Origin of the sequence: Pediococcus acidilactici, assembly GCF_016127815.1 — a bacterium.
Lineage (GTDB): Bacteria > Bacillota > Bacilli > Lactobacillales > Lactobacillaceae > Pediococcus > Pediococcus acidilactici.
Map to the genome: position 1 here is coordinate 1,232,105 of NZ_CP066046.1, position 18,022 is coordinate 1,250,126.

The 18,022-nt window shown below is 42.1% G+C and carries 17 protein-coding genes, 1 other RNA gene and 1 riboswitch; of the genes, 6 read left to right on the forward strand and 12 right to left on the reverse strand.

Translation table 11 applies throughout. From position 1 onward, the window contains the following. Positions 1-3: 3 nt before the first annotated feature. From I6H64_RS06205 to thiM, 8 genes are all read right to left on the reverse strand, one after another. Positions 4-783: a YveK family protein gene (locus I6H64_RS06205; RefSeq protein WP_005917523.1), complete on the reverse strand. Its 780-nt coding sequence runs from the start codon at positions 781-783 to the stop codon at positions 4-6. A 15-nt stretch (positions 784-798) separates the two neighbouring features. Next, positions 799-1,920, reverse strand: coding sequence for a serine hydrolase domain-containing protein (locus tag I6H64_RS06210; RefSeq protein WP_008842261.1), 1,122 nt, complete (start codon positions 1,918-1,920; stop codon positions 799-801). A 326-nt stretch (positions 1,921-2,246) separates the two neighbouring features. Continuing rightward, entirely contained in the window at positions 2,247-2,960 is a 714-nt protein-coding gene (locus tag I6H64_RS06215) for a matrixin family metalloprotease (RefSeq protein ID WP_005917527.1), read from the reverse strand. Positions 2,961-3,096: 136 nt separating this feature from the next. Further along, entirely contained in the window at positions 3,097-4,851 is a 1,755-nt protein-coding gene (recQ, locus tag I6H64_RS06220) for a DNA helicase RecQ (protein WP_008842260.1), read from the reverse strand. Positions 4,852-5,371: 520 nt separating this feature from the next. Next, positions 5,372-6,049, reverse strand: coding sequence for a thiaminase II (gene tenA, locus I6H64_RS06225; RefSeq protein WP_008842259.1), 678 nt, complete (start codon positions 6,047-6,049; stop codon positions 5,372-5,374). Further along, positions 6,031-6,711, reverse strand: coding sequence for a thiamine phosphate synthase (thiE, locus tag I6H64_RS06230; protein WP_036685811.1), 681 nt, complete (start codon positions 6,709-6,711; stop codon positions 6,031-6,033). The genes tenA and thiE overlap by 19 nt, the downstream gene beginning before the upstream one ends. Beyond that, positions 6,701-7,531, reverse strand: a complete 831-nt coding sequence (gene thiD / locus I6H64_RS06235) for a bifunctional hydroxymethylpyrimidine kinase/phosphomethylpyrimidine kinase (protein ID WP_008842257.1) — start codon at positions 7,529-7,531, stop codon at positions 6,701-6,703. Before thiD ends, thiE begins: the two co-directional genes overlap by 11 nt. After that, entirely contained in the window at positions 7,528-8,322 is a 795-nt protein-coding gene (gene thiM, locus I6H64_RS06240; protein ID WP_036685828.1) for a hydroxyethylthiazole kinase, read from the reverse strand. The genes thiD and thiM overlap by 4 nt, the downstream gene beginning before the upstream one ends. Positions 8,323-8,467: 145 nt before the next feature. After that, positions 8,468-8,573: riboswitch (TPP riboswitch) on the reverse strand. Between the two features lie 143 nt (positions 8,574-8,716). Here thiM and I6H64_RS06245 point away from each other — a divergent pair. Beyond that, complete coding sequence (locus tag I6H64_RS06245; protein WP_002829841.1) at positions 8,717-8,941, forward strand: CsbD family protein; 225 nt, start codon at positions 8,717-8,719, stop codon at positions 8,939-8,941. A gap of 323 nt (positions 8,942-9,264) precedes the next feature. On the opposite strand, the gene I6H64_RS06250 is transcribed toward I6H64_RS06245, so the two are convergent. The 3 genes from I6H64_RS06250 to I6H64_RS06260 form a co-directional block, all read right to left on the reverse strand. Further along, positions 9,265-9,864 carry a lytic polysaccharide monooxygenase auxiliary activity family 9 protein gene (locus I6H64_RS06250; protein WP_008842437.1) on the reverse strand — a complete coding sequence of 200 codons (600 nt, stop codon included), beginning with the start codon at positions 9,862-9,864 and terminating at the stop codon, positions 9,265-9,267. Between the two features lie 361 nt (positions 9,865-10,225). Continuing rightward, a complete protein-coding gene (locus I6H64_RS06255; RefSeq protein WP_008842436.1) occupies positions 10,226-11,035 on the reverse strand; it encodes a TMEM175 family protein in 810 nt (269 codons plus the stop codon). Between the two features lie 15 nt (positions 11,036-11,050). Then, positions 11,051-11,863 carry a LicD family protein gene (locus I6H64_RS06260; RefSeq protein WP_008842435.1) on the reverse strand — a complete coding sequence of 271 codons (813 nt, stop codon included), beginning with the start codon at positions 11,861-11,863 and terminating at the stop codon, positions 11,051-11,053. Positions 11,864-11,986: 123 nt separating this feature from the next. On the opposite strand from I6H64_RS06260, the gene I6H64_RS06265 reads away from it, so the two are divergent. Together I6H64_RS06265 and ssrA are read left to right on the forward strand one after the other, a co-directional pair. Continuing rightward, the gene (locus I6H64_RS06265) at positions 11,987-12,133 is read left to right on the forward strand and encodes a hypothetical protein (protein ID WP_005919478.1); all 147 of its coding nucleotides are present in this window, start codon (positions 11,987-11,989) and stop codon (positions 12,131-12,133) included. 39 nt (positions 12,134-12,172) lie between these two features. Then, positions 12,173-12,541: a transfer-messenger RNA gene (gene ssrA, locus I6H64_RS06270) on the forward strand. 214 nt (positions 12,542-12,755) lie between these two features. On the opposite strand, the gene I6H64_RS06275 is transcribed toward ssrA, so the two are convergent. Continuing rightward, positions 12,756-13,910 carry a tyrosine-type recombinase/integrase gene (locus I6H64_RS06275; RefSeq protein ID WP_036685953.1) on the reverse strand — a complete coding sequence of 385 codons (1,155 nt, stop codon included), beginning with the start codon at positions 13,908-13,910 and terminating at the stop codon, positions 12,756-12,758. A 648-nt stretch (positions 13,911-14,558) separates the two neighbouring features. Here I6H64_RS06275 and I6H64_RS06280 point away from each other — a divergent pair. The 3 genes from I6H64_RS06280 to I6H64_RS06290 all read left to right on the forward strand — a co-directional run bounded on the left by I6H64_RS06280 (position 14,559) and on the right by I6H64_RS06290 (position 17,313). Next, entirely contained in the window at positions 14,559-14,789 is a 231-nt protein-coding gene (locus I6H64_RS06280) for an excisionase family DNA-binding protein (protein ID WP_002831219.1), read from the forward strand. Between the two features lie 154 nt (positions 14,790-14,943). Beyond that, a complete protein-coding gene (locus tag I6H64_RS06285) occupies positions 14,944-15,309 on the forward strand; it encodes a hypothetical protein (protein WP_024862528.1) in 366 nt (121 codons plus the stop codon). 438 nt (positions 15,310-15,747) lie between these two features. Further along, complete coding sequence (locus I6H64_RS06290; protein WP_008842462.1) at positions 15,748-17,313, forward strand: AAA family ATPase; 1,566 nt, start codon at positions 15,748-15,750, stop codon at positions 17,311-17,313. The last annotated feature ends 709 nt before the right edge of the window (positions 17,314-18,022 follow it).

Here is an 18,022-nt window from a genome sequence, read left to right on the forward strand (position 1 = left end):
CACCTAGACCCTTCTGCGCATTCTAGTTTCGCCATCATCACGGTTATTGCCACCAATCTTAGGCGCAATCTTTCGACGAATTTCGTTCTCGTCAATTTCGCTAATAATCCCAAGCCCCTTCAAACCGAGTTCCTCAGTAAGGAATTCTTCTGAAGTAACCGTCCGGTCGCTAAATTCACGTAAGAACGCCAATCCAACTCCGAGCAAGAAACCAATTACGATTCCAGCTGCGATATTAAGTTTTGTCCGTGGACTAACTGGGTCATCGTCTGGAGTAGCTTTAGAAACAATCGAAACGTTGTTGATGCTCATGATCTTTACAACCTTACGCTTGAAGACCTTAGCAGTTTCGTTTGCCATCTTAGCTGCCGTATTCGGGTTAGTGCTTTTGGCATTAATCGAGAAAACTTGGGAGTTTTGTTGACTACTGATTGAAATGGAGCTCTTTAGGTTATCAACGCCGCTCTTGTAACCCGGAAGACCGGTTAATTTTTCGTCCGCCTCACGTAGAACCGTTGGACTAGTAATAATATCTTTATATGTATTAATCATCTGCACATCGGCTTGGGTTTGTTGTAATTGTGCGCCCGCCATGTCATCCGACAGCTTCCGATTAACCAAGATTTGAGTAGTTGCGCTGTACTTAGGCGTCATCACAAAGAACGTCATTAGCGCAGCCAATAAAGTAATAATAAACGTGCTAGCAAAAATTAATCCAATATGTTTTCGAAGTATGGCTAAGATTTGGCCAATACTAATCTGTTGTGTTTCTGCAGTTTCCATGAAATCCTCCGAAAGTTATCTTAAGTAGTCAAACATATTTGTTGAAATTGATGCGAGATTATCTTCCCCATTAACGTAATTACTAAATAGGAAGGTTCCCGTTTGGTCCTTCAAGTTCCATTCCACACGGTTACGCCCGCCTGCAATTGATTGGGCAAGGCTTAGTGAGTTTCCATCAACTGAAAAGCCCGCTGCGTGGTCGCCCTTAGCATCCTTGAAAACTTTGTCCAAGGTTGCAGGAGCAACGTAATCACTATTGAAGAGATAATTGAAGAGCTGCGCCATGTCGCTAGGCGAACTAACTAGCTGATCTTTACCAAGGCGGTTGATTGCCTTAGTGTCCAAGTCGTCCAACGAAACCTTCGTGCCATTGAGCGAATCGCCACTCTCGTAGTAGTCAACCGTCTTATTCTTCAAACCAAACGTGGTCTGATCAAGTTCGAGCTGATCCAGCAAGTCTTGAATGACCGACCGATAACTTTGGCCGGTCGCCTTTTGAATAATTGCTGCTTGTAAAATAGTGTTAACTCTTGAATCCGAATATGTACCTTCACTTGCTGAATCGTACGCAGCGTCCGCGTTGACCTTCTTAATCAAGTCCTTTGCCGAGCCGGTCGCCGAAAAGTCAGCGGCTGACAGCCCCGAAGTCTGATTCATGACTTCCTTAACGGTGATTAAGTCCGCACCGGCAACGTCCTTATCGTACTTCGACAGCTTGTCGTTTAACTTCACCTTGCCAGTGTCAATCAAGTGCATGATGACCGCGTTATTGACCACGTCTTGTATTTTCCCCATCACAAAACGACTATCTCGCGTCATCGTAATTTTATTTGCGTGGTTGCCGTAGCCACGCGAACTAACGAGAATTTTCTTACCTGTATTTAATGCTGCTGAACCATTATACTCGCCGTTGTTTAAAATCGAATCGAGGTTAGAGCTCTTCGATACTTTAAGCAAATCGGACGAAGATGATGTGGTACCTGAACTACTTGCGGAGTCGGATTTTGACCCCGTGTACTTTTCGATAAAGTGCGTAGCTAGAGAATCCTTATTGACTAAGGTCAACCCAAAGCCCGCGCCCGCAAAGACGACTAAAGACCCTACTGTAACCCCTAACCACGTTAGCGTTTTTTTCATACAGTATCTCTCCATTTTCAATAAGTCACAATTTAATCTATCATTTAACAGGGTAAGTTTCAACTGAATCGCACCCAGTCGGGTACAATGTCACTTAATTTACTTGGTTTTGTAACTCCGTTGTAATCTTTTGTAACAAAAATAAAGTGCGCAGTTGTCGTCTTAAACTAGTTCACTTGGCACCTCGCAACCTACTCCCTAAGCTAGTTTAGACAACGATAGCCATTATACACAAAAAACGACTGGAAGAACATATCCAGTCGTTTATCAATTGCGCAAAAACCCCTCTAAATCAAGGGTTAAGTCTCTTAGAATTTTCTTGCTAACTACTCGTTTTCATCCGTTTGCTTCCCATAAATCGAGCGCAAGCCGTTTAAGTCCTCTTCACTTAAGCCTTGCTGTCCCCGGTCAATCGGATACATGATTGAGGTCAAGCTTTGGCTGTGATCTAACCCTAACGCATGCCCCAGTTCGTGAAGCGCAACTGATTGAGAAATCGAGCGGTTATAATAAATGTTTAGTTTCGCCGAGGCGTGGTTAGCAATCCGGCTAACGACCCCCTGTTGTTCAATCACGTCGGGGCCGCCCACCCCTAGCTCAATAGTCCGGTCTTGGTTTTCTGGCATGGCCTTTTGGTAAACACCGAGCGTCACGTGGTTTAGCCAGTTGTGCATTGGTCCGGGTTCCAGATCCACAATTCCCGTTTGGTTGTACTGCTTGATTGCTTGTTGAAAGACCTTCTGAACGTTTTCTGGCGTATTCGGCGCGAAACTGTAGTAATAGGTCTTCGACAAATTCTTTCCCTTCACTACCGACTCAACCGGAGTTGCTTTTCCGCTCGCCTGGTCCGCCTTAGTCGCTTTATTCTGGTTAAAGTTCCAGTTGGAATCAATCACCGAATCTAAGCTGGTCGCCACTTTATTAATTCCCGTACGGAAGGTTTGCTGAACGCCGGCAGGAATTGTCACCACGTCGCTTTTAATCAACCACGCCGCAATCCCGAAAATCAAAAGCCATCCCCAAAATGTTCTAAAACGCAAAAAGCATCCTCCTAGCGCGATTAGTTTAAGTTAAATAACGCATCGCTTTCCAATCCGATTGAAGATTTTTACCTTCTTGTATTTTAAAACGATTTAGGTCCTAACTAACCAAAAATTGCCTCACCTTTATAAAAAACTAAGCTTCTTGGTAATTTTGCAATACTTTGAGGAACTGTTCGCCATACTTGGCTAATTTATTTTCCCCAATTCCCTTAACGTCTAACATTTCATCCAACGTTTCCGGAAGCACCGCACACATGTCGCGGAGGGTTTTATCAGAAAAGATTACAAATGGCGGAACGTGTTGTTCTTCGGCTAAATCACGCCGCAACTGACGCAACTCTTCAAACAAGGCGTCGTTAGTTGGCAATGATTTTTCGGCTCTGACCGCCACTTTGCGGGTTACCCGCTGCTTACCACGCAAAATATCTAGTCCGGCCGCAGTATTTTTCAAGACGGGATACTGGCCGCCTTCCATCGCGATTATTCCCGAAGCAACTAGGTAATCGATCAACTCGGTAACCTGCTTTTTGGTCTTTTGCTTCATTAGACCGTACGTCGATAACTTTTCAAAATGAAACTGCTTGACGCGCTGGTTTTGCGAACCGGTCAATACGAGTGCCACCATTTCTTTTCCAAACCGCTCGCCCATTCGGTGCATGCACGACAAAACTTGTTGAGTTTCAATGGTGATGTCTTGTGCTTCGCGAGTGTCTAAACAGTTCCCGCAGTATCCACAATCCGGACCATCTTCGTGGAAATAATTTAAAATGTAGCGTTGCAAACACATCTGAGTGTTGCCGTACTGACTCATTGCCTGGAGCTTCTGGTATTCGACTTCCTTACTTTCCTCATCCCGTTCCGAGCTTTCAATGTAATAATGTTGAATTTGCACATCCCGTAACTTATATAGCAGGATTGCTTCACTAGGCAGGCCATCCCGACCGGCGCGCCCCGCTTCTTGGTAGTACGCTTCAATGCTGCCAGGAATCTGGTCATGGATGACAAAACGGACGTTACTCTTGTCAATTCCCATCCCAAACGCGTTGGTGGCAATCATCACCGGCACCCGGTCGAAAAGGAAGTCCTCTTGGTTTTGGCGTCGCTCTGCCTTACTAAGTTGTCCGTGATACATCGTCACGTTGAACTTTTTCTTAGTTAAAATTCGATGAAGGCGTTCCACTTCCTTAACCGTGCTGGCGTAGATGATTCCGGACTGGTCCTGGTTTAACTTGAGGTAGTCCATTAAGAAGCGGTCGCTATCCTGGTTCTTAACCACTTTAAACGCCAAGTTTTCGCGCGCAAAGCCAGTTTGAACCTGTTCGGTAATTCCTAAACGTTCCTTGATGTCCGTGGCCACCCGCGGAGTCGCCGTTGCCGTCAGTGCAATAATCGTCGGTCGAGTTGGCAAATGTTGCACTAGGTCGGTTAGGTTTAGGTAACTGGGCCGAAAATCATGGCCCCATTGTGAAATACAGTGGGCCTCGTCAATTGCCAATAGATCGATCGGTAAGGAAGCCAGCTGGTCAAAGTAGTCGGAATCTAACCGTTCTGGCGAAATGTACAACAATTTCACCTGTCGATTACGTGCGGCCGCAAAGCGTTCGTTAATTTCCATGTAATCTAACGTACTATTAATGAAGGTTGCGGAAATGCCGTTGTCCACCAAGGTATCGACCTGATCCTTCATTAGCGAAATGAGCGGTGAAACCACGAGGGTCAATCCCGATTGCATGAGGGCCGGAATTTGGTAGCAAAGCGACTTGCCGCCCCCGGTGGGCATGATTGCCAAGACGTTTTGCCGGTGAAGCACGGCGTCAATGACGCGCGCTTGCCCCGGCCGAAAGGTATCGTAGCCAAAGTTAGATTTTAAAACGGTTTGTGGATCCATCGAATGCCTCTTTCTTTTTGTTGATAGTAGTTAAGTATAGTATGAAAGATGAGAGAGTGAAAGCCCTCGGGTAAGGATCGAGGATTAACGTAAACCAGCCATTAATCGTGAGTTTGGCGATTGATGGCTGGTTTGGGTTAACCGCAGAGCCTTGAGGGCTGAAACTCGTTTTCGTTTGAGAGAACGGAAGCCCCTGGGTAGCTTGTGAGGATTAGCAGAAGCTAGTGATTAAGCACGGGCTTAGTGCTTGATTACTGGCTTTGGCTAACCGGAATAAGCTAGGGGCTGGAGTTCATTTTAAATTAGAGAACGGCAGCCACTGGGTAATCTTTGAGGATTAGTTTAATTTTGGAATTAATCGCGGGTTGGGCGGTTGATTCCAAAATTGGACTAACCGGAGAAGATTGGTGGCTGGAGTTCATTTTGGCTATGCCACAGAGAACGCCCCCACCAAAAAAGCGGAAATCCGCAACGCATGATTTCCGCCTTCATTTTGAAGTATGCTAGTTTTAAAGTCTTTTTATTTCCACCGATACTTCCAATCCTTTTGCGAATACGCCTGTTCCCAGAAATCATACTCTAATTCACAACTACGCAAAAAGCGGTGGGTAATTTCTTCTTTGCGCTGGGCACTTAATTTAGGCGCGGCCTCGTCCAGCATCGCAAATAACTGGGTAACCGAATCGTCGCCAGCACCTTCTTCGTCGCCTTGGTAGAATTCAATCCACGGCAAGAAGGGGTTGTCAGGTGCGGCGTTTTCCACAATCGCTTGACTGATTTCATTGTACGTCCACGGGCACGGCAACACGACCGCTGCAATGTCTAACAAATCTCCTTCGCGAACCGCCGTGAATAAATGCTCCGTGTACAACGCAGTTAATGGCCGGGGTTCAGCGTGCTGGTGCTCGGCTAATTCAATGCCGGCGATGTCGCATAAAATCTGGTGGGCCGCTGACTCATCCGCAAGTGAATATTGAATTTGTTCGCTGAAAAAACGCATCCGTTCCTTGGTTTGACTTTTTACCAACGCTCCAGCAAAAACCTTCGCAAAGGCGTTCAAAAAGCAGGTGTCCTGCTCCACGTAAACCGCTAAGGCTGCGCTTGGAACTTTGCCCGCCTGAATCCCCTGCACAAACGGATGCTGTTGAATGTCGTGTAAAATTGGCTGGGCAGCTTGCTTTATTTCTTCGGAGAACATGCTGCACCTCCTGCTTGGGCGACCGTGGCTTTAATTCCAGCAATTTGCTGGGCAGGATCAGTCATTTGAATAAACATGCTGATGGCCGCAATTCCAGCCACGCCAGTTGCCACCGTTTCAGCAACCCGCTCCAGCGTGATTCCACCTATCGCAACGACCGGAAAGTTACTCATCTGGACTAATTCACGTAATTTATCCACTCCTAGGGCATTCCCAGCATCGGCTTTGGAGTTAGTTTCGTAGACGGTTCCGGTTCCCAAGTAGTCTACGCCGTTCAACTGGTTGGCAGCGGTGATTTGCGCCGCGGTATTGCACGAAAGCCCCACGATCATTTGGTCGCCGACGCGTTCTAAGACCGAGGTAATCCGTTCGTCTTTTTGACCGACGTGAATCCCCTCCGCCCCCACGGCCAACGCTAAGTCTACGTCGTCATCAATAAACAGCGGAATCTGGTATTTTTGGGTAATCTGTTGACAAGCCCGGGCTAGTTCAACTACTTCGTCACGACTAGCGGTTTTCACCGCCCCCTTGTTACGAAACTGAAAGGCAGTGGCTCCGGATTGCACGATTCGTTCCACCGTCGGTAAAAAGTCCGCCTTGCTAGCCACGTCCTGGGTACCGGCAATAAAGTAGGCTTGTAGCATTGTTGGATTAAATTTCATTTTCAACCTCCCGATATGCCCAATGGTTTAACGGGCCGTGCCCGTGTCCCACCTGAATTCCGTCACTAATCGCGGCGTTAATAAAGGCTTTGCCAATTTGTAGGGCTTGTTTTAAAGATTTCCCCTTCGCGATTTCCGACACGATTACTGACGAAATCGTGTCGCCAGTGCCGTGGGTGTTGCTGGTTTCGTAACGGGGGCTAGCTAACTCTAACTCGCTACCGTCCGCGAACAGAACGTAATCGCGACTTTCTGCTGAATCACTAAAATGACCACCCTTAATCAAGACGTTTTGTGCGCCCAGTTCCTGCAACCGGGCAGCAGCCACTTTGGCATCTGCGTTATTTTTAATTGGCATCCCCGCTAATTTTTCAGCTTCAGGGAGGTTCGGGGTAATTAGGTAAGCCAGTGGCAACAACCGGGTCCGCACCGCTTCAATGGCTTCGTCGCTCAGTAGTTTCGCACCGCCCTTTGCAATCATCACCGGATCCACCACTAAAGGTCCAAAATCATACTTTTGATAGTTTTCCACAACCGCGTCAACAACTGCCGAATTAGCCAACATCCCCGTTTTTGCAGCTTTAATATCTAAATCTTCGGCCAACGCCGCAAACTGATGGTCGATAATGTGGCGTGGCATCACCGCCACGTCGGTCACCCCCAGCGTATTTTGAGCGGTCACCGCGACCACCACGCAGGTTCCAAAAACCCGGCGTTCCTGCATCGTTTTCAAATCCGCTTGGATTCCAGCTCCGCCGCCGCTATCCGTTCCGGCAATCGTTAAAACTTGCGCTGGCTTTTTTGTATCCATGTTAATCATTCCTCAACTTTCATTCTTTCTTCAACTTGGACAACCGTGATGTTTGCCAATTCATCCATCAGCCCGTTCAAAAAACTCCCTGGCAAATACTGGTCGTGCAATTTTTCGGCAATCCGTTCACCGGCGCACGACAAGGTCAAACTTGCGTTAATTGCCGCCTGCAACGGCGTTGGTCCGATCGCACAAAATGCGGCTGCTAAACTCGAAAGTAAATCTCCCGAGCCCACCACCGCCGGCAAAAGCCGGGTTTGGTTGTGAATCTCGACCACCCGGGTTCCGTCACTAACGTAGTCGGTTGCCCCACTCGCAATCACCACGTTATGGTACTTTTGTGCGCAAGCTTTCACCACTTGATGTGCATCCCCGTCGCCGTTTCCCGCGTCAATTCCACGAGTTTGCCAATCAATCCCAGCTAATACGGCAATCTCGCCTAAATTACCACGAATTATGTCGAAGTGATACTTTTTCAACAACCGGAAGTTTAATTGCTGGCGGTACTGGGTTGCTCCGACCGCTACCGGATCCAAAACGAGCGGTTTTTGTTGGTCGTTCGCCGCTTGGCACAGCGTTTCGATGTCTGCCCAGCCTTCTCGACGTACCGCTCCAAGGTTAATAGTCACCGCGGACGCCAAGCGGACCAGTTCTTCGGCTTCGCTTTCCTCTTCACTCATAATTGGGGAAGCCCCCACCGCGTTTAACCCGTTTGCCACTAAAAACGGGGTCACAAAATTGGCGTAGTTAACTACCACCGGGTTAACCTCTCGAATTCGCTTAATTCCTTGTAAATCCATTTGATCAGCTCCTCATTCATATCTCCACCAAGCGATGTACCGAAGGCGGTCTCTACCAGCGAACCATCGCTGCAGATTGACGACCGCGTTTACTAACATCCTCCATCGGCAACCAACAAAAAAACCACCCTTGAGAAGGATGGTTTTCGCCCAATAAACACTTTCCTTCGCAAGTATCAACTTACAGGTTCAAAGGGATCACGCTGCACAAGCGCATCTCAGTTCTTCTAAGAACACCCCTAGTGTAGATATTATTTTATTTGAATATGAATTCGGTTTCATAATACGCCTTTTAACCCCCTTACACAAGTCCGTGAGCATATAAATTCACTTTTAAGGGCGACCCCTGCTAAAATAAAGATGTACCAAAAATATTCAAAGGGGGATAATATTTATGGATAAAGACAGAATGGAAAACACTAAGGACAAAGTTGCAGGTAAAGTACACGAAGGTGCTGGTAAATTAACTGGCGACAAGAAGGAAGAAAGCAAAGGCAAAGCACAAAACATGGCGGGCAAAGTTAAAGACAAACTTGCTGACGTAAAGGATTCCGCTGCCGGCGCAATGGAAGAATTAAAAGACAAGTTAGACAAGAAAGACGATAAAGATCACGAATAATTAAAAAACCGCAAATTGCGGTTTTTTGTTTGGCCTAATCACGTATCTGGAAACTAACTAAAAACAGTTCTACATCCTGAGTCTTCATTCATTTCAATTTTCTACATACATTTTAATGAAGCTTTTTTTTAGTGGTGCTCAAGCCCGCCGAATAAAAAACGGTTAAAAACATTTAGGACTTTAGCATCAACCGCACTAAGAAAACTGGTTTATTTCAACATAACTAAAACCCCACCAATCATCTAAACCATGATTAATGGGGTTTTATTAATGCTCACAAACTATCCGACTTTGGTCCCACTGTTTGTAACTTCTTCCGTGAATTATTGAATATTAACATCTGAAACTTGGTAAAAGGCATTTGCCGTATTAGCAATATTCCATACGCTTAGGATCACGTGGTATCCCTTTTGGTCCGGAATGTTAATTTTGTGCGTTACTTCGGTTCCTGGGGTTGCCCCGTGGTCGTCAAAACTAGCAATTTTCTTGAAATCACTGAATTTTAACGGTTTATTCGGGTCCCAGCCTGGTTTGGTAATGTAGTAATCCCACGTACTGGTACTGTGTGGAGCGGTTAGGTGCCAGGTAATATCAAAGGCACCACTCTTAATCGGCGTCTTGTACCAACGATCGGCAGTTTGCTCGTCTAATTGAGAAAACTTAGCAAGCCCCGCGCTCGCAATTTTACCATCGATAAAGGTATTTTTCGGCGCTTCGATACTTTGCGGTTCGTACATTACTGGTCCAATATTTTCGTTCAATGGTTTACCAGGAAACTCGCTACTTCCTAAATAAGCCCGGCCTCCAGGATTAGTAACGTATCCGTGCGCGGAAGCCTTGATAACGCTAAAACCTAATACAACAATTACAACACTAACAGCTACTAAAATATAATGTAAAATTCGGTTCCTCGACTTTACCATAACACATCCCTCCTTATGTCTATAAGATAACATGGTGGAAAATTGCGTTCCACAAAAACGCTTACACAAATAAAAATATCGGTAATCGTTGATGGTCTGCGTAGGTGGTGCCGGTCAGACTCGTTGCCCGGTGCAATGATGCTCTTTAAAAATCTTTTCCAGGGTAAAAGGAACTTCAAATCCCTTATATTGCACTCTCGACACGCTTTTATAAAGCCAAATTCACCATCTTAGTTGACACATCTTATGCAATCTCCACAATTGACTGCTCATAAATCAAGCCACAAAAAAACTGGGTAACCAAAACTTGGTAAACGACCTCGTTTTGGTTGCCCAGTGAAAATTAAAATTTAACTGATTTTTAGTTATTTCCATATTGTCCGCGCTGATGACGATTTCGTTTGGCCAAGTCGGGATAGCTTTGAAATAGCTTGCGCAACTCAGCTTGGAGTTCGGGATCGTTGCGCTTACGCCCGTGTCCCCGGTATTTCTTCATAATTTCGCGTTGTTTCTTCCTTAACTCATGTAAATCAACATTATTCGCACTCAAGAACTGATTCTGTTCGGCTTCCGGAAGTTCCGTAACGTCTTGGAAGTCCGTATAATCGTGCCGGGTGACCATAAACGAAAAGACCGGAATTGCCAAGTAGATAACTACGGCCCACTTCGGATAGAAATAGGCTAACACTAAAATTAACACGCTCGCGAAGCCAAGAAAGTTGTTGTGGTTATCATAAATCTTATGGAAAATCCGTCTCATTTCGTGGTGGCTAGTGTACTTTTGCTTGATAACTTCATAGCTGAGCCACATAAACAGGATGCTGACAATCATGGTCAACACCCCGTACGCCATTACGGTAGTCCGATTAGTGTCATAAATAATGACTTTGGTAAAAATTGGCGTCAGACTTAAGAACGCCAAAAAGGTAAACTCCTTAACGAAAACGCGGTCGTTCATGGTATCACTATCCTTGAACAACATGGCGTGTTGGTACCAAATGTTGGCTACGAAACAAAAACTAATGAAGAAAATACCAATGCTTTTCCCAAATTGTAAATATTCACTTAACGCATCGTGTTGCGGTAACGGCAGCTCCAACACCATGATGGTGATGATAATGGCGATTACCGCATCACTAAACGCATCCATTCGTTCCTTCAACTTTTTCAATTGCTCTTTTCATCCCTATTCCACGTGCTTGCCATCGATGATCACCACGTCGATGTGCTTTGCCACGCGATTTTTTTCTGGAGGCAGTTCCATGTAGTCTCCGTACATCCGGGTTAAAATTTTATCATAATGCTTGGGGATGGCAACCTCAAGATTTTCAAACTTATGCTTGGTTAACTCGGTGAGTTCCCGCTGGCTCAAAACCTCTTTATCGTAGGCGTATTGGGAAGCATAGTTCTTATAATGGTGGAACGGTTCATGATTATACAACCGCATGATGTTTTCTCGCCGTTCCTTCAGCTTTGCGACACTCATGAAGAGGTCCAAGCTCTTATCCTTAGGATCCTTACGAAACGGCGTCTTGATGACGTTATACCCTAGGCGCAGTAAGATTGCCGTATCCGCGATTTTGAACCGGTTATAAACCGCTTGGCGAATTTCAGGTTGGCGAGGAACCTTATCAAACGGAAAAATATCGATAAAGATTCCCTTCCGCGCGTCGTTGACGTTATTTTTCTCTTCAATATAAGTATTGGTATCTAAAATCTTCATATAACTAAACGCAAAATTAGGATCCGTATCCGCAGTTTGCATAAAGTAATGGGTATGTTGGAACTCAACCGGCGCCACGGTTGCAAATTTATCATAATTTTCCCGGGTCATCCCCAAGTCGACATCGTCGTCCCACGGAATAAATCCATCATGTCGAATCGCGCCCAGCAACGTACCGCCAATTAACATATATTCAATATCATACTTATCGCAAATGGCCGTAACCACTTGCAACATCTGCAACTGCACCCGATGCAGTTCTTCAATTTGACTCATGGCGTCCCTTCCTTTCATCTTCTAGAATAATTGTTACATTTAAGGATTGGTTAAGCAATAGGCAAAGAAGTTTGATTTTTTTGGGGAATGTAATATGATAATGGCAGACGGGAGGGAGTTTTTATGAAACCAACACAAAACAATCTTTTAGGTTATCTATTGAAGAATTTACAGAATTCAGAATTAGTTGAACGCCTTTTACGCAACTTGCAGGGCCAACAATTGGCTTACCGCCCCATTCCGATTGAAAATAACAAGAAACGTCGGTAAAATAGAACGTATGTTATAATATCTATGTAACATGATTTCGGGGTCGTTATGGATTCGACAGGTATGGGTCGAACTGTAACTGCATTTCGTAGGTTACGTCTACGTAAAAACGTTCAGTTTAATTATAACTGCAAAAAATAATAACAATTCTTACGCTTTAGCTGCCTAAACAGTAGCTTAGCGTGATCCGCCTAGTCTCGTCCACGGGCTAGTAACGGGTCTCAAAAAGAGTGGACTTGCGCTTAAGGATTGGCCTGGATGCTTAAGAAGAGGATTTACAGACTAGCGTTTTAATGAGGCCCTGACATACGGCAGCTTAATTCGCGAATTTAAATAGTATGGATATGAATGTAGAGGTTACAGTGGCGACATGCTTGGACGCGGGTTCGACTCCCGCCGACTCCATTTTTGCTATTCCTTCCCGTTGTATACAGCGTTAAAACGTTGATATGACGGGATTTTTTTGTACTTCTAAATATTCATGTTTTGCTTAAAATTGCACAGAATTGACCTAAAACTTAGCCAAAAGCTTAGCCAATTTTTTTGGTACTTATTCCTATTATGGCAAGGTTTAAAGCACTTATTTTTTACAAAAAATTCTATAAAGCTTAGCCAATTTTAGTTATTTGGCCTCAACGTAATCTTCAAATCTCTGCAAAGCTGCTACATTCTGTTGTTCTGTCGTATGAGTGTACACGTCGAGCGTAACGCTACTGTCTGCTCTTGAGTGTCCCAATCTCTGTTGAGTCTCCTTAAGACCTACTCCAGACTGATACAGTAGTGAGGCGTGTGTGTGCCTAAACCCGTGAATTGAGATGTGCTTGAGTCCCGTGGCTTTAATAGCTTTATTAAGCCATTTGGTGGGGGTATTCATGGAGCGAAAATGATTTCTATTGCTTGCGAATACCAACTGACTAGTATTGTTAGTATTGAACCCCATCCCCAGAAAAGTCTCACGTTGAATACCCTTCCATTGCCTGAGGTATCGCATGGTACTGTCATCCAAGTCGATTGTACGGCGTCCAGCCCTACTCTTTGGGGGTTGCACGATTAACTTACCACCTAACCCTTGCGTAAGAGTCTTGTTAACCCGTAACGTGTTGCCTTCAAAGTCGATATCCTTCCACGTTAGCGCCAGTAATTCCCCTTTCCTGATACCTGAATAAGCCAATAATCTGAACATGGTGAATTGTTCTACGTCCCTTTTGGGGGTCATATAGTCGAAAAAGGTATTCAGTTCGTCTCTAGTCCAAAAGTTTTCTAGCTTCTCTCCTGCCTGTTCCTGTACTCGTGGCATTGTTACCAGCGTGCAAGGATTTCGACTCACATATTCAGCTCTAAGAGCGTAATCAAAAACCATAGAGGCGTAATTTAGCCATTTTTTATAAGACTTTGCTTGCAGAAACCACCTGTTAACAACCTTCTGGCATTCATTGGGTGTGATTTGGTCAATAAGCATGTCGCCAAAAGCAGGCAGTACATGAATATTAATAATCCGTTGGGTCTTCTCTAGCGTTGACTCACGTACGGTTAAGCGGTACTGTTCCATCCATTCTGTGCAAACATCCCTGAAAAAGCGTCTCTCATCCTCCTGTAGTCCTCTTTTTTCGATTTCCAATTCTAATCTACTCAATACGATGGAGGCCTCTTTCCTCGTCTTAAAGCCACGTCTTCTCGTGGTCTTTTGGCGTCCCGTTAGAGGATCAACCCCTGCATATACTTGAAATTCATATCTAATTTTTCCTGTTTTTGTTGTGTATTTTTTAATTTTTGCCATTTTTATTTTCGCTCCTGTGTTGCTTGCGAGGCTCACATTTTTTGAAAATATTGGGATGACCTCCCGTGTTGCAGAGCCAGACCCGCAACAGCTACATGTTACATTTAAATCTTTATTTAGGCAACTCAAAACATAAATTTAAGAGATTTCACAATTTGTTTGTGAGATTTCTTTTTTATACATATTATCTGCAGAGGCATAGAAATGTATCTGATTGATATTTTTTGTATTTTCTTGGCATTTTCTCGTTTTTTTTATACATATATAGACATGGGGATATTTTTTTTAATTTTTTTACTCGAACCGACCAGTTTTTCACTATGTTATCTATGTAAGAGATTAAATGAAATTGCATTAAATTGATATTTTTTTAGTAAAAACCATTATTTTCACCCCATATTAGGAGTGTAAGGAAAAAAATTAAAAATTATTCTGTAATTTGTTTGTGAGATTTAAGTGTCTTATACATATTAACTATGTACAAGACCATTTATGTTTTAATTCCATCGAATTGCATAGAATTGATAATTAATTTTAAAAACTTGGCAAAATCCCTCATTTTTATACATATTAAGAAGTGTGAGGGGGAGCAATCATACATAGCCATATATTTAGATGGCTTAAAAAATAATTGGAGGATATACACATATGGAATTAACTCAGATAACTGAAAATAAGGAACTGATGAAACAACTAGCCATCATGTTCAACCCTACCCCTCGATATATGAACAAGAAAGAGGCATGTAAATATATGGGGGTCTGCTATAGAACTCTCCAGAAAGCTATTGCCGAGGGACTGCCTTCCGTTCTAATTGGAGGTGTACTCCGCTTCGACCGCCTAACAATTGACGAATATTTAAAAAATAACCAGATTTAAATAAAAAAATACGCTTGCGAGGCTTATTGTACACAGAATCACTGAACTAAATAAAATGAATATTTTATACCAAATAAACACCCTACAAACGTTGATATGACGGCATTTTTGAATTTTAAAGCTATCAAAATGCTAAGTAATTGGAGGAATTACTATGAATAACGAACGAGAACACTTCACGGGAGCAGTCATAGGTTTTAATATATACACAAATGCTAACGACACTAAGCAAAGACCTGTAATCTATCTCAGAAATGTAAGTGGTTCTAAACATCATTTTGATTTTGCACATCTAACTTACACTAAGGATATGCGGGATAACATCGGAATGTTAAAAAAATATGATTGGATAGAGTTTGATGCCCGTATTAAGCAAGTTAATCACACCATCCCCCTAAAGCCAGAGTTGTTAAACCCGACTAAGACAGGACTTTTGAGACCTTCACGTAGTTGTAAACCTATCTCAGAAGGCAAAACATTTAACATGATTAATAACTATTTAAAATATCGTACGGCATAGACATAATAATTAGATAGCTTCAGGAGTTATTCATATGCGGGCTTTGCATGTGGATAACATAACTAATAGTAGTTATATATTAGAGTCGTGAATCACTACGGTATTAATTAATGATAATGATGTAGTCCCAAATTAGGATTACATGTTAATTATTCTAGTAATTATTAAGTTAGCTACTAGTTGTCTTGGACTTTTCATTTTGAAACCCACAAAATGAAAAGATTCTTCAAATTCCATTCTGGAATTGTGCCCCATGACTATAAATCCTTGACGGTAAAATAGTCAATCACTTTATATATAAGAAACGACTAAATTACCGTGAAGCAATTATATATATTTAATATAGATAAATTGACTTAAATTAATTAAAAAATGGTACAGGTCTTATATAAGGTATCTAGCAAATTTTAACGAAAAAAACAAAATAGAGGTGTGTGTATGAGCAATGGAACCGTGAAGATGTTCTTATGCGTAGGCAACGCAGGAACTGGAAAAACAACGGCAATAAATGATGTACTAAGAAATATTGATGATAATGATGTATTTCTGACTACACCTAACAAAACAGCCAGTAGCAGATTGCAAGGTAGTATTAAACGTGTAAATAAGTTATTAAAGGTAAGGGTTAACTTTGGTAGTTATAGCACTAATAAAGCAAGTAATATAATTATTGATGAATTTGGGAAGATGGCGAGCATTACCTTTGAATCCTTACTAATGCATGTTAATAACCAAAAAGAATCAGGACAAGATGTAAATATTTATTGCTATGGAGATAGCCACCAGCAACCAGCAATCAATAAATCAGGTGCTTTGGATGCACTCTGGATGAAAAATGAACACAATAAACAAATATTTGATGATAATGATGACAAGAATTTTAATGGTCTAATGAAACAACTATATAAGAATATAAAAGATGGTACATTTCTTGATGTAGTTGATGACTGGAAAATTTATATTGATAGCATTCAGGTTAGAGTATTGAGAAAAAACTATAGAATGGATGCCGTTACTAGTTGGAATGCTAAAGATTTTAATGAAGAATTTTATCAGGAATTAAGAAGTGAACATTCATTTAACCATAATTATCAAATGCACCTAAAGCAATGTTTTAATGATGGGTGGATGATAATAAGCCCTGATTACAAAAGAATCAGAGAAGCCAACGATAAGTTAGAAGATGGAAATATAATTCCAATTGAAGACTTTCCCTTTGTCTCACCAAAAAAGAAAGACTCTGAAATCTATCTCAATCCCTTTAATAAATATTTAGAAAGATTGAAAAATACTATCCCAGATATTCCAACTATTGATAAAGAATCAGTTGATCCTGACTATTGGAATTTCATGTGTGGAAGTGTAACAGATAACATACAAGGTATGGAATTTGATAAAGTATGTTTCTATATGGGAAACCGACCAATTCCCCCCCAAAGTCATGATTTTTATACAATTAATAACCTTCATACTGGATTAACCAGAGGCAAGAAAGATTGGATGTATATAGGAAAATTAAGTTATTTTGACCAATTATTAAGTACGCCTCGTAGAGATGCATGGGAACAATTAGAATTAGATAATAATAATAGAGCACTGGAAGAAGTTGTGAAGAATGTAACAAAAGAATATTTTGGAGACCCTAACATTAATCCATATAGTGACTATAAGGAAATTATGAATAAGTGGAATATTAAAAAAGGTGTTTGGAGTAAATCAACTTTTGCAATTGAATTGAAGAAGAAAATTAAAAAAGATAAATTAGATATTCCACTGTATTTGGATTGGGCTACGAATAGTACTAATAAATCTAAACAAGTTGGTAACTCTTTAGGCGGTAAAAATAAGACTGGTAAAGGTAAGAACCAAAGTATATACAATAATTTATCAAATGAATTAAAGCAACAATTACCGAAAGATAGAAGCGATAGAACTATTACAAGCAAGGATTTTTCAAAAAAGTATGGAATGACAAAAGAGCAATCCAGAAAATTAAATAATTAATTGCTAATGGTGGCAGATTTTTAACCACCATACATACAGCCTAATTCGGTAAATTGCCGAGTCAGATTTTTGCCACTTTTGGCAGAACAATATACTTAACCGTGTAAAATATTTTTAACAAGAAAAGTCGATGTGGTACCTTGTGTATATATTTGAGGTTGCGAGGCATTAACAGAATTTTCATCTTTTTTCTAAATCACCCCCCGCCCTATTAAATAGGCATTTCCATCGATATTAATTTTTAAAAAATCATATTTCTATGTTTTAGTTTGCCTCAATCTTCCTACACCTATCCAACTATATAGATATTCATTATTGTGTATAAACATTCAATATATGCATAAAAAAGTCCTAGCGATCAGCTAGAGCCACATATATTTTTTATTTCGTTTTTTATTTTAATTTTGAGATTGCAAAAGTCTTGACCTCCCACCACAAGCGAGCAACTAGGCACAAGCATAAACGCATCATCTATATACATATCATGTATATCAGCAACACAACATACCAACTATAAGGTGAGCACATAAGTAACTAGGTATAGACACCAAGGCAAACCACAAGCAATGACGGAGCCACCAGCGACAGCATAGGACAGACAGCCGAGCCACTCAAGAACACTAAGACTATAGACCACAAGTACATGACACAAGACACACACGTACGACACCACACACAAGCATAGACACATATATAGTAACCACTCATA

Excerpts from the sequence above, each read along its gene's own strand:
- I6H64_RS06260 (WP_008842435.1), bottom strand. The coding sequence starts at position 11,863 with ATGAGTCAAATTGAAGAACTGCATCGGGTGCAGTTGCAGATGTTGCAA.
- I6H64_RS06275 (WP_036685953.1), bottom strand. The coding sequence starts at position 13,910 with ATGGCAAAAATTAAAAAATACACAACAAAAACAGGAAAAATTAGATAT.
- I6H64_RS06205 (WP_005917523.1), bottom strand. The coding sequence starts at position 783 with ATGGAAACTGCAGAAACACAACAGATTAGTATTGGCCAAATCTTAGCC.
- I6H64_RS06290 (WP_008842462.1), top strand. The coding sequence starts at position 15,748 with ATGAGCAATGGAACCGTGAAGATGTTCTTATGCGTAGGCAACGCAGGA.
- I6H64_RS06265 (WP_005919478.1), top strand. The coding sequence starts at position 11,987 with ATGAAACCAACACAAAACAATCTTTTAGGTTATCTATTGAAGAATTTA.
- tenA (WP_008842259.1), bottom strand. The coding sequence starts at position 6,049 with ATGTTCTCCGAAGAAATAAAGCAAGCTGCCCAGCCAATTTTACACGAC.
- I6H64_RS06245 (WP_002829841.1), top strand. The coding sequence starts at position 8,717 with ATGGATAAAGACAGAATGGAAAACACTAAGGACAAAGTTGCAGGTAAA.
- recQ (WP_008842260.1), bottom strand. The coding sequence starts at position 4,851 with ATGGATCCACAAACCGTTTTAAAATCTAACTTTGGCTACGATACCTTT.
- thiM (WP_036685828.1), bottom strand. The coding sequence starts at position 8,322 with ATGGATTTACAAGGAATTAAGCGAATTCGAGAGGTTAACCCGGTGGTA.
- I6H64_RS06250 (WP_008842437.1), bottom strand. The coding sequence starts at position 9,864 with ATGGTAAAGTCGAGGAACCGAATTTTACATTATATTTTAGTAGCTGTT.
- I6H64_RS06280 (WP_002831219.1), top strand. The coding sequence starts at position 14,559 with ATGGAATTAACTCAGATAACTGAAAATAAGGAACTGATGAAACAACTA.
- thiE (WP_036685811.1), bottom strand. The coding sequence starts at position 6,711 with ATGAAATTTAATCCAACAATGCTACAAGCCTACTTTATTGCCGGTACC.
- thiD (WP_008842257.1), bottom strand. The coding sequence starts at position 7,531 with ATGATTAACATGGATACAAAAAAGCCAGCGCAAGTTTTAACGATTGCC.
- I6H64_RS06210 (WP_008842261.1), bottom strand. The coding sequence starts at position 1,920 with ATGAAAAAAACGCTAACGTGGTTAGGGGTTACAGTAGGGTCTTTAGTC.
- I6H64_RS06285 (WP_024862528.1), top strand. The coding sequence starts at position 14,944 with ATGAATAACGAACGAGAACACTTCACGGGAGCAGTCATAGGTTTTAAT.